The 13,285-nt window shown below is 41.2% G+C and carries 17 protein-coding genes; 10 read left to right on the top strand and 7 right to left on the bottom strand.

The annotated features are described in order from the left end of the window. The first annotated feature begins 62 nt into the window (after positions 1 to 62). The 5 genes from rlmB to rplI all read left to right on the top strand — a co-directional run bounded on the left by rlmB (position 63) and on the right by rplI (position 2,405). A complete protein-coding gene (gene rlmB / locus PSF09_RS05945; protein WP_210836901.1) occupies positions 63 to 809 on the top strand; it encodes a 23S rRNA (guanosine(2251)-2'-O)-methyltransferase RlmB in 747 nt (248 codons plus the stop codon). Positions 810 to 963: 154 nt separating this feature from the next. Then, a complete protein-coding gene (rpsF, locus tag PSF09_RS05940) occupies positions 964 to 1,359 on the top strand; it encodes a 30S ribosomal protein S6 (RefSeq protein ID WP_004905988.1) in 396 nt (131 codons plus the stop codon). Positions 1,360 to 1,367: 8 nt separating this feature from the next. Beyond that, positions 1,368 to 1,685, top strand: coding sequence for a primosomal replication protein N (gene priB / locus PSF09_RS05935; protein ID WP_210836903.1), 318 nt, complete (start codon positions 1,368 to 1,370; stop codon positions 1,683 to 1,685). A 4-nt stretch (positions 1,686 to 1,689) separates the two neighbouring features. After that, complete coding sequence (gene rpsR, locus PSF09_RS05930) at positions 1,690 to 1,917, top strand: 30S ribosomal protein S18 (RefSeq protein WP_000135199.1); 228 nt, start codon at positions 1,690 to 1,692, stop codon at positions 1,915 to 1,917. Positions 1,918 to 1,955: 38 nt separating this feature from the next. Further along, positions 1,956 to 2,405 (top strand): 50S ribosomal protein L9, encoded by a 450-nt coding sequence (rplI, locus tag PSF09_RS05925; protein ID WP_164529242.1) that lies wholly within the window; start codon positions 1,956 to 1,958, stop codon positions 2,403 to 2,405. A 122-nt stretch (positions 2,406 to 2,527) separates the two neighbouring features. Here rplI and PSF09_RS05920 read toward each other — a convergent pair whose 3' ends face one another. Beyond that, the gene (locus tag PSF09_RS05920) at positions 2,528 to 3,127 is read right to left on the bottom strand and encodes a LysM-like peptidoglycan-binding domain-containing protein (RefSeq protein ID WP_210836905.1); all 600 of its coding nucleotides are present in this window, start codon (positions 3,125 to 3,127) and stop codon (positions 2,528 to 2,530) included. 218 nt (positions 3,128 to 3,345) lie between these two features. Between PSF09_RS05920 and PSF09_RS05915 the strand changes: the two genes are divergently transcribed. Both PSF09_RS05915 and cysQ read left to right on the top strand, forming a co-directional pair. After that, positions 3,346 to 3,966, top strand: coding sequence for a peptidylprolyl isomerase (locus tag PSF09_RS05915; protein ID WP_272664551.1), 621 nt, complete (start codon positions 3,346 to 3,348; stop codon positions 3,964 to 3,966). A gap of 123 nt (positions 3,967 to 4,089) precedes the next feature. Continuing rightward, complete coding sequence (gene cysQ / locus PSF09_RS05910; protein ID WP_272664550.1) at positions 4,090 to 4,830, top strand: 3'(2'),5'-bisphosphate nucleotidase CysQ; 741 nt, start codon at positions 4,090 to 4,092, stop codon at positions 4,828 to 4,830. Between the two features lie 44 nt (positions 4,831 to 4,874). On the opposite strand, the gene mqo is transcribed toward cysQ, so the two are convergent. The 4 genes from mqo to PSF09_RS05890 form a co-directional block, all read right to left on the bottom strand. Further along, on the bottom strand, positions 4,875 to 6,368 hold the full coding sequence (gene mqo / locus PSF09_RS05905; protein ID WP_210836909.1) for a malate dehydrogenase (quinone): 1,494 nt from the start codon (positions 6,366 to 6,368) through the stop codon (positions 4,875 to 4,877). 8 nt (positions 6,369 to 6,376) lie between these two features. Beyond that, positions 6,377 to 6,766 carry a cupin domain-containing protein gene (locus PSF09_RS05900; RefSeq protein WP_272664549.1) on the bottom strand — a complete coding sequence of 130 codons (390 nt, stop codon included), beginning with the start codon at positions 6,764 to 6,766 and terminating at the stop codon, positions 6,377 to 6,379. Between the two features lie 316 nt (positions 6,767 to 7,082). Continuing rightward, on the bottom strand, positions 7,083 to 7,673 hold the full coding sequence (gene nudK, locus PSF09_RS05895; RefSeq protein ID WP_210838048.1) for a GDP-mannose pyrophosphatase NudK: 591 nt from the start codon (positions 7,671 to 7,673) through the stop codon (positions 7,083 to 7,085). Between the two features lie 115 nt (positions 7,674 to 7,788). After that, a complete protein-coding gene (locus PSF09_RS05890; RefSeq protein ID WP_115168329.1) occupies positions 7,789 to 8,193 on the bottom strand; it encodes a YgiW/YdeI family stress tolerance OB fold protein in 405 nt (134 codons plus the stop codon). A 177-nt stretch (positions 8,194 to 8,370) separates the two neighbouring features. Between PSF09_RS05890 and qseB the strand changes: the two genes are divergently transcribed. After that, positions 8,371 to 9,033 (top strand): quorum sensing response regulator transcription factor QseB, encoded by a 663-nt coding sequence (gene qseB, locus PSF09_RS05885; protein ID WP_272664548.1) that lies wholly within the window; start codon positions 8,371 to 8,373, stop codon positions 9,031 to 9,033. After that, positions 9,033 to 10,394, top strand: coding sequence for a quorum sensing histidine kinase QseC (gene qseC, locus PSF09_RS05880; protein WP_272664569.1), 1,362 nt, complete (start codon positions 9,033 to 9,035; stop codon positions 10,392 to 10,394). Before qseB ends, qseC begins: the two co-directional genes overlap by 1 nt. Before the next feature lie 169 nt (positions 10,395 to 10,563). Here the strand turns inward: qseC and PSF09_RS05875 are convergent, their stop codons facing one another. Next, positions 10,564 to 11,124: a YtfJ family protein gene (locus PSF09_RS05875; protein WP_210838044.1), complete on the bottom strand. Its 561-nt coding sequence runs from the start codon at positions 11,122 to 11,124 to the stop codon at positions 10,564 to 10,566. Between the two features lie 290 nt (positions 11,125 to 11,414). Between PSF09_RS05875 and PSF09_RS05870 the strand changes: the two genes are divergently transcribed. After that, entirely contained in the window at positions 11,415 to 11,621 is a 207-nt protein-coding gene (locus PSF09_RS05870) for a DUF1107 domain-containing protein (protein WP_004905964.1), read from the top strand. Between the two features lie 75 nt (positions 11,622 to 11,696). Here PSF09_RS05870 and PSF09_RS05865 read toward each other — a convergent pair whose 3' ends face one another. Further along, on the bottom strand, positions 11,697 to 13,064 hold the full coding sequence (locus PSF09_RS05865; RefSeq protein ID WP_210838041.1) for a hemolysin family protein: 1,368 nt from the start codon (positions 13,062 to 13,064) through the stop codon (positions 11,697 to 11,699). Positions 13,065 to 13,285: the final 221 nt, after the last annotated feature.

Genomic DNA, 13,285 nt, shown 5'->3' with positions numbered 1-13,285 from the left:
CATCGTTATTAACCAAAGTGGCGTGTTAGCGCCACTTTACTATTTATATAAATAAGAAATTTATGAGCGAAATGATTTATGGCATTCACGCAGTGAAAGCCTTACTGGAGCGTTCACCGCAACGCATTAAAGAAGTCTATATTTTGAAAGGCCGTGAAGATCGCCGATTAATGCCGTTGGTGCATGAAATTGAAGCGTTAGGTGTCGTCGTTCAAGTGGCGAATCGTCAATGGATGGATAGCCAAACTGAAGGTGCGGTTCACCAAGGTATCATTGCGAAAGTACTACCAGGTAAACAATATCAAGAAGGTGACCTGCCTGATTTATTGGAGAGCACACCATCGCCATTTTTATTGGTATTGGATGGCGTGACAGACCCACATAACTTAGGTGCATGTTTACGTAGCGCTGATGCGGCAGGTGTTCATGCTGTGATTGTACCGAAAGATAAGTCAGCCCAATTGAATGCGACTGCGAAAAAAGTAGCCTGCGGCGCGGCAGAAAACATCCCTCTTATTCGCGTGACGAATTTGGCAAGGACATTACGTTTGTTGCAAGAATATAATGTGTGGATTGTGGGAACGGCAGGTGAAGCTGATCACAATTTATATCAAAGCAAGTTAACGGGTCCAATAGCTCTGGTGATGGGAGCTGAAGGTGAAGGTATGCGTCGTTTAACTCGTGAGCACTGTGACGAGTTAATTAGCATTCCAATGGCCGGTTCCGTTTCTTCGCTTAATGTTTCTGTGGCGACGGGCGTCTGCTTATTTGAAGCCGTACGCCAGCGTTTAGCCACCACTGAAAAATAATATTTGCGGTAAAACGCATCCACCTCTTGAGTTTTATCTCAGGGGTGGGTATAGTTACGCGTCAATTTTTTAGCCGCACTCAACAAGTTCCTTGCCTCCGCGGGCCGCGGTTAACCCAGACAGGAGGCTAATAATCCGTAAGGAGCAACTACTAATGCGTCATTACGAAATCGTTTTTATGGTCCATCCTGACCAAAGCGAACAGGTTCCGGGCATGATCGAGCGTTACAGTGCTGTTATCACTAACGCACAAGGTCAGATTCACCGTCTGGAAGACTGGGGCCGCCGTCAACTGGCTTACCCAATCAACAAACTGCACAAAGCACACTATGTTCTTCTGAACGTAGAAGCGCCGCAGGAAGCGATTGATGAGCTGGAAACTAACTTCCGCTTCAACGATGCCGTTATCCGCAGCATGGTTATGCGCTTAAAACACGCAGTAACAGAAGCTTCTCCAATGGTCAAAGCTAAAGACGAACGTCGTGGCCGTGACATGTCTGATGAATATCAGGATGAAGAAGTAGAAGAAACTGGGGATTCTGAAGAGTAATTGCGCAAGTGACCACTAATCGTTTGGTGCTCACAGGCACAGTCTGTAAAGCATTGATTCGAAAAGTGAGTCCGTCAGGCATTCCTCACTGCCAGTTTGTTTTAGAACATCGTTCGGAGCAACAGGAAGCGGGGCTGTCAAGGCAAGCATGGTGCAGAATGCCCATTATTGCCAGCGGACAAACCTTACAAGCTCATACTCACAGTATAACGGTCGGCAGTTGGATTAAAGTCAGCGGTTTCATTAGCACCCATCAAGGTCGCAATGGGATAAGCAAGATTGTCCTCCATGCCGAGCAGATTGATTTGATAGATTCTGGAGACTAGCCATATGGCACGTTATTTCCGTCGTCGCAAGTTCTGCCGTTTCACAGCGGAAGGCGTTCAAGAGATCGACTATAAAGATATCGCAACGCTGAAAAACTATATCACTGAAAGTGGTAAAATTGTACCAAGCCGTATTACCGGTACTCGTGCAAAATATCAACGCCAGCTCGCTCGTGCTATCAAGCGCGCTCGCTACCTGTCTCTGTTACCATACACTGATCGTCATCAGTAATTGGTACAGTCCATTAACGACTAATAGAGGATAAGGTAATGCAAGTTATTCTGCTTGATAAAGTAGCTAACCTAGGTAGCCTGGGTGACCAAGTTAACGTTAAATCGGGCTACGCTCGTAACTTCTTAGTACCACAGGGCAAAGCTGTTCCTGCAACTAAGAAAAACGTTGAATTTTTCGAAGCTCGCCGCGCTGAACTGGAAGCTAAATTAGCTGACGTTCTGGCAGCAGCACAGGCTCGTGCAGCAGCTGTTACTGCGCTGGGTTCTGTTACTCTGGCTTCTAAAGCTGGTGACGAAGGTAAACTGTTCGGTTCAATCGGTACTCGTGATATCGCTGACGCAATTACTGCGGCTGGCGTTCAAATCGCGAAAAGCGAAGTTCGCCTGCCAAACGGCGTTCTACGTACTACTGGTGACCACGAAGTTCACTTCCAGTTACACAGCGATGTTTTCGCAGAGCTGAACGTTATCATCGTTGCTGAGTAATCAATAATGATGATATGCATCATTGGGTTATCCATGGTGCAAATAAAAAACACCGGCTAAGTCCGGTGTTTTTTGCTTTCTAGATATCTGTTTTTTATTTCACAAGGGTTTTTGCACTAATGCTAAGGCGTTCTGTAATAACTCCCATCGCTTAATCGCGCAAAGCTATAGGTTTTCCCATCAGAACCCGTAGTTTCTAATAATTGAACTTCCCCTTTTGCATTGGCTTTTAAACGAATTTTTTGCCCTTGACGTAAATTACTCAGTGGTTTTTCTGCACCTTCTACGCGCGCCATAATAAAAGCGTCATTGGCTTGTAAGTTATTATCACGAAACAGTTGTGCGAGAGTCTTCCCTTTTTGTACTCGGTAATTTTGCCACTCATTGGCAGAAGGGCGAGTGGTTTTGGGCTCAGGTGTTTTTTCTGGTGAAGTTACTATTGGAGGCTCATTGGGTGCGGGCTCAATAGGTTCTGGAATAATTTCAGGCTCAGTAGGTAAAAGAGGGGAATTACCTTCAGGTGCTGGCACTGGTTCTGGTATTGGTGGCGTAATAGTAGGTTCAGGCATGACCTCTGGGGTTGTGGGTGGGGGGATGACAATCGGTTGGTTTTGAACAATATCGCTGGGGGATTTATCACTTGTAGGCCAAAAAAAAGCGACCACGACAATTAGAGCGAGCAGTGCAATGCCATAGCGATGAAATTTTGAAAGTTTAAACATCACTCCTCCTTGATGAGGCAATGAGTAAATTAGACCGTATTAATACGCATACTAGCACCCTTTTTAGACATTTTTAGCGTTTGGCTGAATTTTTCAGAGAACACCGAATAAATTTGTCGAGAATCAATCAGTTTTATTCTTTAGATTCATTGTTTGGGTTTACCCATAAGGGTGAGGCTGCTATTCTTGGTTTTTCTCAAAATCATATGGGTATTTTCATGGCAAACCAAAAATTCGATTCGGTAGAAGCTCAAGCGAGTTATGGCATAGGTCTACAAGTTGGGCAACAATTATTAGAGTCAGGGCTAGAAGGTTTAGTGCCAAATGCAATTCTAGCAGGTCTCGTTGATGCTTTAGAAGGCAATATGCCATCGGTACCTGTTGAAACTCTGCACAAAGCATTGCGTGAAGTGCATGAGCGTGCCGACGCTGTCCGTGTATCTCGTCAGGCAGCATTAGCGGAAGAAGGCCAAAAATTCCTAGATGAAAACCAAAAACGTGATGGTGTTTCAACGACTGAGTCAGGCTTACAATTTTCAGTGATTAACCAAGGTGATGGTGCTATCCCATCCCGCTCAGACCGTGTACGTGTTCATTACACAGGGCGTTTAATCGATGGCTCTGTGTTTGATAGCTCAGTACAGCGTGGCCAGCCAGCAGAGTTTCCTGTAAGCGGTGTTATTCCAGGTTGGATTGAAGCATTGACTCTGATGCCAGTTGGCTCTAAATGGGAATTGTATATTCCTCATCAATTAGCTTATGGTGAGCGTGGTGCAGGTGCATCAATCCCGCCATTCAGCACATTAGTATTTGAAGTTGAATTACTTGAAATTTTATAATTTCTGTTAGTTTAGTTTACGAGTAAAAGCCTCATTGTCTTTGGACTTTGGGGCTTTTTTTATGGCGTTAATTTCACACAATTGCTACTCTTGCTGTAAAGCGCCATCAGAGAGGTGAATAATATGCTACAGCAAATTTGCGAATTAGCTCAAGAAGCGGGTTATGCGATTATGGAAACTTATAATGCGCAAGAACCTTTACAGGTTGAACACAAAAGTGATAATTCGCCTGTGACCGAGGCTGATATTGCCGCCCACAATGTGATTACAGCAGGCCTTGCTCGCATTGCCCCTGATATCCCTCAACTGTCTGAAGAAGACCCTCCACAATGGGCAACCAGGCAGAATTGGCAACGTTATTGGTTGATTGACCCATTGGATGGAACGAAAGAATTTATTAATCGTAATGGGGATTTTACGGTTAATATTGCACTCATTGAGAATGGCGTACCAACGATGGGAGTGGTATATGCCCCAGCGAAAGGGTTGCTATATTACGCTGAAGGAAATCAAGCCTGGAAGGAAGAAGGTGGACATAAGCAACTTATTCATGTGAATGATGCCAAGCCTCCGGTTATTGTTATTAGCCGCTCTCATCAAGACAATGAATTAATGGATTATTTAAAACAAATGGGTGAACACACGACAGTAGAAATTGGTTCTTCACTCAAATTTTGTTTGGTTGCGGAAGGGAAAGCACAGCTTTATCCACGTTTTGGGCCTACGAATATTTGGGACACTGCTGCGGGTCATGCGATTGCCATTGGTGCAGGTGCGAAAGTCGTTGATTGGCATGGAAAAACGTTAGACTACACACCGCGAGAATCCTTTTTGAACCCAGGTTTTCGGGTCATTTTATTCTAAATATTGATAAAGGTTGGGAAGTGATTTCCCAACCTAATTAATAACTAATTATCGAGTTGAAGCACTTTGGCAGTGGCGGTACGAATATCTAAACAGGCTTTTGCATCCGTTTTTAAATCAATCCCATAGGTTGGAATGATATCTTTTAAACGAGTTTCCCATCCATCAGCTTTGAGTTGGTCATCAAAACAGGTTTTTAATACATTCAATGCAATAAATGCCGCAGTGGAGGCTCCCGGAGATGCACCCATCAATACAGTAAATGATTTATCCGCACTGGTAATCAGTTCTGTACCAAATTCTAAAACCCCTTTCTTATCATGCTCAGGCTTAATAATTTGTACTCGTTGCCCTGCAACCACCTCTTTCCAATCCTCATGCTGTGCTTCTGGGTAGAATTGTTGCAGCATGGCAAATTGGTGAGCAGAAGTTTGCAGGACTTGGCCTACTAGGTATTCTGCGAGTGACCAGTTATCTTTCGCAACCGCAAGCATTGGTTCAATGTTATTCAATTTAACCGATTCAAACAGATCTAAATAAGAGCCGTGCTTAAGGAATTTACTCGAAAAACCGGCATAAGGCCCGAATAATAGAGAACGTTTACCACCAATAATGCGAGTGTCCAAGTGTGGAACAGACATTGGTGGTGAGCCTTTGTCTGCTTTACCGTAAACTTTTGCATGGTGGCGAGAAGCAATTTCTTCGTTATCACAACGTAACCAGATACCACTAACAGGGAACCCACCATACCCTTTTCCTTCAGGGATCCCCGATTTCTGTAGTAATTCGATCGCCCGCCCACCTGCACCAACGAACACAAATTTTGCGGAAGTGATCGTTTTTTCATGCGTGAGTAGGTTTTTAACTTCAATATTCCATCTGCCATCGGGGGTCTTTTTAACATCGATGACTTCATGTTTATAGTGAATTGAAAAACCGGATTGTTCGCTTAATTGTGCAATTAATAAATGCGTTAGTGCACCGTAATCGACATCAGCACCAGTATTTACACGGGTAGCCGCAATCGCTTCTTTAGGATCACGGCCTTCCATGATCAGTGGTGCCCACTCGTTGATCTGTTTTGGGTCATCACTGTATTCCATGTTGTGGTAACAGTGGTGAGCAGACATCTGTTGGTAGCGTTGTTTTAAGAATTTTACATTGTCTTCACCCCAAACAAAGCTCATATGTGGGCATGGGTGAATAAAGTCACGTGGATCTTTAATTTTACCTTTGGTGACTAGATAAGACCAAAGCTGACGAGAGAGATCAAACTCCGTATTGACTTCAAGCGCTTTACTGATATCCACCGTACCATCTGGGTTTGGTGGAGTATAGTTCATCTCACAGTTAGCGGCATGACCTGTTCCCGCATTGTTCCACGGATGGGAGCTTTCTTGGGCACAGTCGTTTAGCCTTTCAAAAACAGCAATCGTCAGTGAAGGCTCTAGTTCTTTGAGAAATGTACCAAGTGTTGCACTCATGATCCCTGCGCCAATGAGGGCAATATCGACATTCTCAGCAATCGGTTTATTCATGACGGCCTCTATTTTTTTGTTGGAGTAAAGCTAAGGTTGGTGCCTTCTTGATAGACCACATAAGCACGACGCCATGGCTCATCACCAATAAGCCGCCATTTATGGCCAGTTCCTGTATTATCTTGCGCAAGTAAGATATCACCAGGATTGATGATAAATTTAGAACCATCTTTAGTTTCGAATTCTAAAGTGCCGGAAAGGGTAATGACATAACGAGGAACAGGGTCTTGATGCCAATCAAAAGAACCGCCGGAAACTGTTTCACGGAAGGTCAGTTCACTGGCTGCGATGGCGGAGGTTTGGCTATCCCCTCCTGTGAGATTATTGAGCTCAAGAGTGCCTTCTTCAAATAGAGAATTTCCATCTTCTCCTGTCCACATACGAACGCAGCGTATCATTTTATTTAGCTCCTTAATCACTGATTGTAATGTATAACAATTATTTGATATTCATTGGATGCAAAAATAAGACTCTTAAAATGATGATATATAAAATTAATATTATTTAAATTTAAGGTTTTTTAGTGAATAGGTCAAAGCGAAATATGTTTTATCTTCGTTTTATGGTTTTAATTTTTAATTAAATAGCAAAATAATAAAAGTTGATTATCTTTTTATGATTTATTTTTATTTTCGCTATTCATTTAATGACTGATAAGAAAACAGGAAAGCTCACGATGATTTTATTTTATCATCATGAGCTCTATAAGAGAGTTTAACTTTTAAGAATCGTGTTTAGGGCGAGGTATTGGATCAACATGATGGTTTTACCATCAACAATTTCTCCCGTTTTAATCGCATCAATGGCTTTAGAGAAAGGCCACTCTAAAACTTCAATATCTTCGCCTTCTTCTTTAAGCCCACCGCCTGCGTTTTGACGATTATTATCACTGTATTCGGCGATGTAAAAGTGGAGCTTTTCGGTGACGGAGCCTGGGCTCATAAAGGCTTCAAAAACTTTTTGAATTTTATCGACTTTAAAACCGGTTTCTTCTTCGGCTTCAGCAATAATTCGCGCTTCTGGTGAAGCGTTTTCGAGTAAGCCAGCGGCGGCCTCAATCAGAAAATCAGAGTAGCCATTAACATAGACTGGCATACGAAATTGACGAATTAAAATAATGCTGTTCTTTATTTTGTTATATAACAAAATAACGGCACCATTGCCTCTATCATAGACTTCACGTTCTTGTTGTTGCCAACTGCCGTCTTGTCGTTGTAATTCATAGGTGTATTTTTTTAAAACATACCAATTATCTGAAAGTAATTTTTCGCTAATATTACGTATGTTAGGAAGTTTTACAGTCATTAAGCAGCCTTAGTAAGCAAAAATGATTTTGTTAATTTAGCACTGTTAATTTCTGTATGAAATAGGATTTAGATGGGACCTACTTTAAAGCAGATCCCATTTTAAAAATTGTGAATTATTTAATGATTTGGATTTGTTTAACTTCGACTTCTCTTGAATTCCAGTCTTTATCAATTTTACCGCGAATTTCAACTTTGTCTTTTGGCGTTACGTTGATACCGTTCCAACGCTTTTCACTGATTTCTAAATTAATGGTGCCAGTACCATCAGTGAACTCATAATGTTTATTGTCGAGTTGTTTAACGATATTACCACGTAAAATAACCCAGCTATCATCTGACATATCAAGTGCTTTTGCGACCGTCATTTCCCCACTATTTGGGCCGATGAAACCACCCGTTTGAGTCGTTTGGGTCGTTGTATTTGTGGCAGCGCCTGGGCCATCAAATCCGCCATTTGCAGCGAAAACAGGAGCACTTGCGAGTGCAGCAACTAAAGCGATTACAGGTAATTTTTTCATCATCAGTATCTCCAAATGGACATGAACTTGTTTGTATGGAGGGTATTAAACCAAGTAAATCTTAACAGGATCTTAAGAAACATGATTAACGAATTATATTTTTAATTTTGTTAATTATAGCTAGTCATCTCAAGACTGATGGGATAAATATAATAATATTCTGAGGTGGAGGATATTATGCGTATTCTATTAATTGAAGATGACCGGCTAATTGGTGATGGTTTAAAAGTAGGATTAACACAGCTAGGGTTTACGGTTGATTGGTTTATGGATGGTAAACAAGGGCAACTCGCTTTATTTGATGCACCCTATGATGCTGTTGTACTCGACCTTTCATTACCAAATATTGATGGTATGGATATCTTGAAACATTGGCGCAAGGAGGGGCGTGATGAGCCGGTTTTGATTTTGACAGCACGAGATGCTCTGGATCAACGTGTTCAAGGGCTGCAACAAGGGGCTGATGATTATCTTTGTAAACCATTCGCTTTAATGGAAGTCATGGCGCGTTTGCAGGCGTTAATCCGTCGTCGAAGTGGGCAATTATCCTCCAAACTTACGCATGGTGATGTTGAAATGGATCCGGTTGCAATGACGGTGACACTGCAAGGTGAACCTGTACAGCTAAAAGGTAAGGAGTTTGCCTTATTGTCTTTATTTATGCATAACCCAAATAAAGTCTTTTCTCGTCCTTTAATTGAAGAGAAATTGTATAATTGGGATGAAGAAGTCTCTAGCAACTCTGTTGAGGTACATATCCACCATTTAAGGCGTAAATTAGGTAATAAGTTTATTCGAACCATTCATGGTGTTGGCTATCGATTAGGTGATGATAAATGATGAAGACATTTAGTCTCAGGCTGAAACTCACTTTAATGCTGCTATTGTTAGCTTTGCTGACATGGGGGATCGCTAGTTCATTAGCGTGGTACCAAAGCTATAAAACGATTAATGAATTATTTGATACCCAGCAAATGGCGTTTGCCAAACGATTATCTGTTTTACCATCAGACTTTGAGCTGAGCCGGCCTTCACTGACTAAAACCAAAAAATTATTGCGAAAGAACCGTGGTCATCAAGATGATGATGCATTGGCATTTGCTATTTTTTCACCGGATGGCGAAATGGTATTAAACGACGGTGATAACGGTAGAGATATTGTCTATCAATTTAAGCGAGAAGGGTTTACCGATGGGATGCTCCAAGGAAGTGACGACCCTTGGCGTTTTGTGTGGTTAAAATCTCAAGATGGTCAATATGTTATCGCAGTAGGGCAAGAGTGGGAGTACCGACAAGAAATGGCGACCGATATTATGGTTGCACAATTTATGCCTTGGTTGATGGCATTGCCAATTATGTTATTGCTATTTTTATGGCTGCTCACACGTGCTTTACGTCCATTGAAGGATGTAGCAAAGCAGTTATATCAGCGAAAGCCAGATGAGTTAACCCCAGTACAAGTAACGCGTATTCCCAGCGAAGTAAGGCCCATTATTGACTCCATGAATGGGCTATTTGGCCGTATTAATGACATGTTTGCCCGTGAGCGACAATTTACATCGGATGCCGCTCATGAGCTACGCAGCCCACTCGCAGCGTTAAGAGTGCAGGCGGAAGTGGTACAAATTGCAGGAAATAATACAGATATCCGTAATCATGCAGTGGCTAACTTATCGGAAGGTATTGATAGGGCAACACGGCTTGTTGACCAACTACTCATGTTATCTCGACTGGAGTCATCCACACAACTTGATGATATTACAGTGGTATCTTGGCCTGTGTTAATTGAAACGGCGATAAAAGATGTGGATCACGAGGCTCAAGAGCAGCAAACAACCATAATAAACACCTTAATAAGTCGTCCCCCTGATTTTCAAGGTCAGCCATTATTACTCAATGCATTGCTGAGAAATTTACTCAATAATGCAATACGTTATGGAAAAATCGCTGGGCGAGTGGAGATCATTTTGTATGCTGATCACCTTGAAATTCAAGATGATGGTAATGGTGTGACACCTGAAGTTTTACAGCGGCTAGGTGAGCGTTTTTATCGTCCACCAGGGCAAGAAAAGACAGGGAGTGGTTTAGGGCTCTCTATTGTTAAGCGAATTGCACAATTGCATCATTTGCAGGTTATTTTTACTCATGGCACTAATGGTGGATTTTGTGCCCAAGTCTATTGGAATGAAATTAAAACGTGATAATGAGCACATTAGTCATGCTTATTTATAAAAATAATAATCATAATTATGCATATTTAATATAAGGGTATTTTAGCATAACTCACTATTTTTGACGCTAGGGAGATAGGTTGAATTGTAGGTGTAGTGTGCGAAATTACGCACACTACATAATAGTAAAAGTTTCACCTTATTGATTTAGTGATGAGGTTAACAAACTAATGACTTTTTGAATTTCTTGGGGATTTAATTCACCATCTTTGAAAAATAACACCTTCCCTTGATTATCCAATACGATAATTGCTGAGCTTTCTGGTTTCAAGCCCCATGCATTCTTCACCGCACCCTCGCTATCAACAATAAATTGTGAATAAGGGAACTCTTTTTTGCTATCTTCAACACTATTTTTAACAAATACACCCGTACCGAACATTGCATCATCAGTATTAATGATTGTTGTTGTTTGATAGGTATCATGCGGGAATTTGGCTTGTTTGATGGCTTCAACTAAAGGAGCATTAAGCTCTTTTGCGGAAGAACGGCCAGCAATATGTTGAATTGTCCGTACTTTTCCAACGAGCTGTTGGCTTTTCCACGGTTGATAATCCAACTTCCCTTCATTATTCATGACAAGCTCACCTTTGTCGGTGACAGAAATGGTAGGAACAGATTGGTTTAATTGAATATTTGCAGCAGAAGCTATTGCTGATGCCCCGATCAAGCATATTAAAAGTAAATAATTTCTTATCATAACAGCCCCTTGATTGATTATTTTGTCATGTGAGCGTAACGGTTTGTCTGATTACTGCTATTTATAGCATAGCTCATCGGATGAGTTACAAGAGGTAATTTAACATTTTTTTAAAATTCAGAATAAAAACAATGTTTATAGGGTTTTAACAGTTACTTTACAGTGTCATGTTATGTCAGTAAATTGAATAAAACTGCAATTTTAGAACCAAAGTGAAAATTTCTGGTCTATGATTATTGTACGGTATGAGTTATTGAATATCGTAAGAACAAAGGGGAGGCAAAGTTCTAATGAAAATTTTTAACCGTTATAACCCATCGAAGATTGCTCTTTACGTCAAAACGTTATTCCGTGGCAGGCTCTATATTAAGGATTTTGGGGCATTTGAGTTTAACTATGGGAAAATTCTACCACCTAAAATTAGTGATAAGCGCCATTACAATGTGATGAGTGAGGTCAACAAACAGGTTTCATTATTACAGGCAGAACTGGGATAGGTTAATCAAGAAGGTTTTGGTTAACAACGCGCCACATGGGTGGCGCATTGAAAGAAACGGCTTCGCTATCAAGCACTAATGTTCAGTATCTTTTGTTTGTTGTTTTGCGTCAGCCGTTTCAATAGTATTTTTTCCGGGCTGTACAACGACAGGTGATGGCGCCGTAGTAAGACGAGTGACGAGTAATTGGTCAATTTTGTAATTATCAATATCGACAACTTCAAATTTGTATCCCGCATATTTCACATAGTCTGTCCGCTTTGGCATTCTTCTTAACCGGTACATCATAAACCCTGCGATGGTTTCATAGTTGCTAAAGTCAGGGAAATCATCAATATCCAAAATGCGCATCACATCTTCGATTGGTGTTCCACCTTCAACTAACCAAGAATTCTCATCACGTACCACGATTTGCTCTTCTTGCCCTGGACCAATTAAGTCCCCCATTAAAGTGATCATTACATCATTGATGGTAATTATACCCATGACTAATGCATATTCGTTGAGAATAACAGCAAAATCGACGGCGTTTGTTTTAAATGCTTCTAAGGTATCTGATAATGAGAGGGTGTCAGGGATCATTAGCGTATTTCTAATGTGAGCACCATCTTTTAAACTTAAGCTCTGCCCATTGAGCACGCGATTAAGTAATTCTTTTGAATCAACATAACCGATAACATGATCGATATCCCCTGCACACACCAAGAACTTAGAATGGGGTTGGGTTGAAATTTTATGTTTGATACTGTCTTCTGACTCGTCTTTGTCAAAATAAATAATACTCTCACGTGGGGTCATGGCTGATGGCACAGTACGTGATTCCAGCTCAAACACATTCTCAATTAATTCGTGTTCTTGTTTACGTAACACACCCGCCACAGCACCCGCTTCAACGACCGCAAAAATATCATCAGAAGTGATATCTTCATTACGTGACGTAGGTAATTTGAATAATTTAAAAAAGAGGTTCGCAAGGCCATTAAAAAACCAGACGAATGGGCTGAGTACCACTAAACAGAAGCGCATTGGATTCACAATACGAATCGCAATGGCTTCAGGTTTTACCATACCGATACGTTTAGGTGTTAAATCTGCCACTAAAATAAATAAGCTCGTCACAATGGTGAACGACAGTATTGATGAAACTTGCTGAGCCCAGCTTGGCGATAAAAATTGAATAAAGACATCGTACAAAGCCGGAGAAAAAGCAGACTCTCCCACAATACCTGCAAGGATAGCAACGGCATTTAAACCAATTTGAACGACGGTAAAAAACATTCCCGGCATTTCTTGTAATTTAAGCACGCGAGCCGCATTAATGTTGCCTTCATCGGCCATAAGTTTAAGTTTAATGCGGCGGGAAGCCGCCAGAGAAATTTCTGACAAAGAAAAGAATGCGCTGATTGCACATAATAATAGAACAATTAATAAACTGTTGAGCATAAGTTATCCAGCCAATCAAAGGGAGAATCCATAAAATTCAAAAATCTCTGAAGGCATAGTCTCGTGTATTTAAATATATTGAGTATGCAAATATATGTTGCGCGATATGCGCAAATTGTTGATATGTTGCATTAGTATAGCACTGAGGTGATTTATCTGCCTAGATATTCATCATCATTCAAGCTGCTTTAAGTCATATTGAAAAGCAACTTGAATGGTTG

The organism is Providencia sp. PROV141 (assembly GCF_028481645.1).
In the GTDB taxonomy this organism is placed as follows: domain Bacteria; phylum Pseudomonadota; class Gammaproteobacteria; order Enterobacterales; family Enterobacteriaceae; genus Providencia; species Providencia rettgeri.
The sequence above is the reverse complement of the archived record's forward strand: the minus strand, read 5'-3'. Positions and strand labels throughout refer to the sequence as shown.

Bases quoted from the DNA above. Each gene is read 5' to 3' on its own strand.
- rlmB (WP_210836901.1), top strand. From the start codon at position 63: ATGAGCGAAATGATTTATGGCATTCACGCAGTGAAAGCCTTACTGGAG.
- rpsF (WP_004905988.1), top strand. From the start codon at position 964: ATGCGTCATTACGAAATCGTTTTTATGGTCCATCCTGACCAAAGCGAA.
- rpsR (WP_000135199.1), top strand. From the start codon at position 1,690: ATGGCACGTTATTTCCGTCGTCGCAAGTTCTGCCGTTTCACAGCGGAA.
- rplI (WP_164529242.1), top strand. From the start codon at position 1,956: ATGCAAGTTATTCTGCTTGATAAAGTAGCTAACCTAGGTAGCCTGGGT.
- PSF09_RS05920 (WP_210836905.1), bottom strand. From the start codon at position 3,127: ATGTTTAAACTTTCAAAATTTCATCGCTATGGCATTGCACTGCTCGCT.
- PSF09_RS05915 (WP_272664551.1), top strand. From the start codon at position 3,346: ATGGCAAACCAAAAATTCGATTCGGTAGAAGCTCAAGCGAGTTATGGC.
- cysQ (WP_272664550.1), top strand. From the start codon at position 4,090: ATGCTACAGCAAATTTGCGAATTAGCTCAAGAAGCGGGTTATGCGATT.
- mqo (WP_210836909.1), bottom strand. From the start codon at position 6,368: ATGAATAAACCGATTGCTGAGAATGTCGATATTGCCCTCATTGGCGCA.
- PSF09_RS05900 (WP_272664549.1), bottom strand. From the start codon at position 6,766: ATGATACGCTGCGTTCGTATGTGGACAGGAGAAGATGGAAATTCTCTA.
- nudK (WP_210838048.1), bottom strand. From the start codon at position 7,673: ATGACTGTAAAACTTCCTAACATACGTAATATTAGCGAAAAATTACTT.
- PSF09_RS05890 (WP_115168329.1), bottom strand. From the start codon at position 8,193: ATGAAAAAATTACCTGTAATCGCTTTAGTTGCTGCACTCGCAAGTGCT.
- qseB (WP_272664548.1), top strand. From the start codon at position 8,371: ATGCGTATTCTATTAATTGAAGATGACCGGCTAATTGGTGATGGTTTA.
- qseC (WP_272664569.1), top strand. From the start codon at position 9,033: ATGAAGACATTTAGTCTCAGGCTGAAACTCACTTTAATGCTGCTATTG.
- PSF09_RS05875 (WP_210838044.1), bottom strand. From the start codon at position 11,124: ATGATAAGAAATTATTTACTTTTAATATGCTTGATCGGGGCATCAGCA.
- PSF09_RS05870 (WP_004905964.1), top strand. From the start codon at position 11,415: ATGAAAATTTTTAACCGTTATAACCCATCGAAGATTGCTCTTTACGTC.
- PSF09_RS05865 (WP_210838041.1), bottom strand. From the start codon at position 13,064: ATGCTCAACAGTTTATTAATTGTTCTATTATTATGTGCAATCAGCGCA.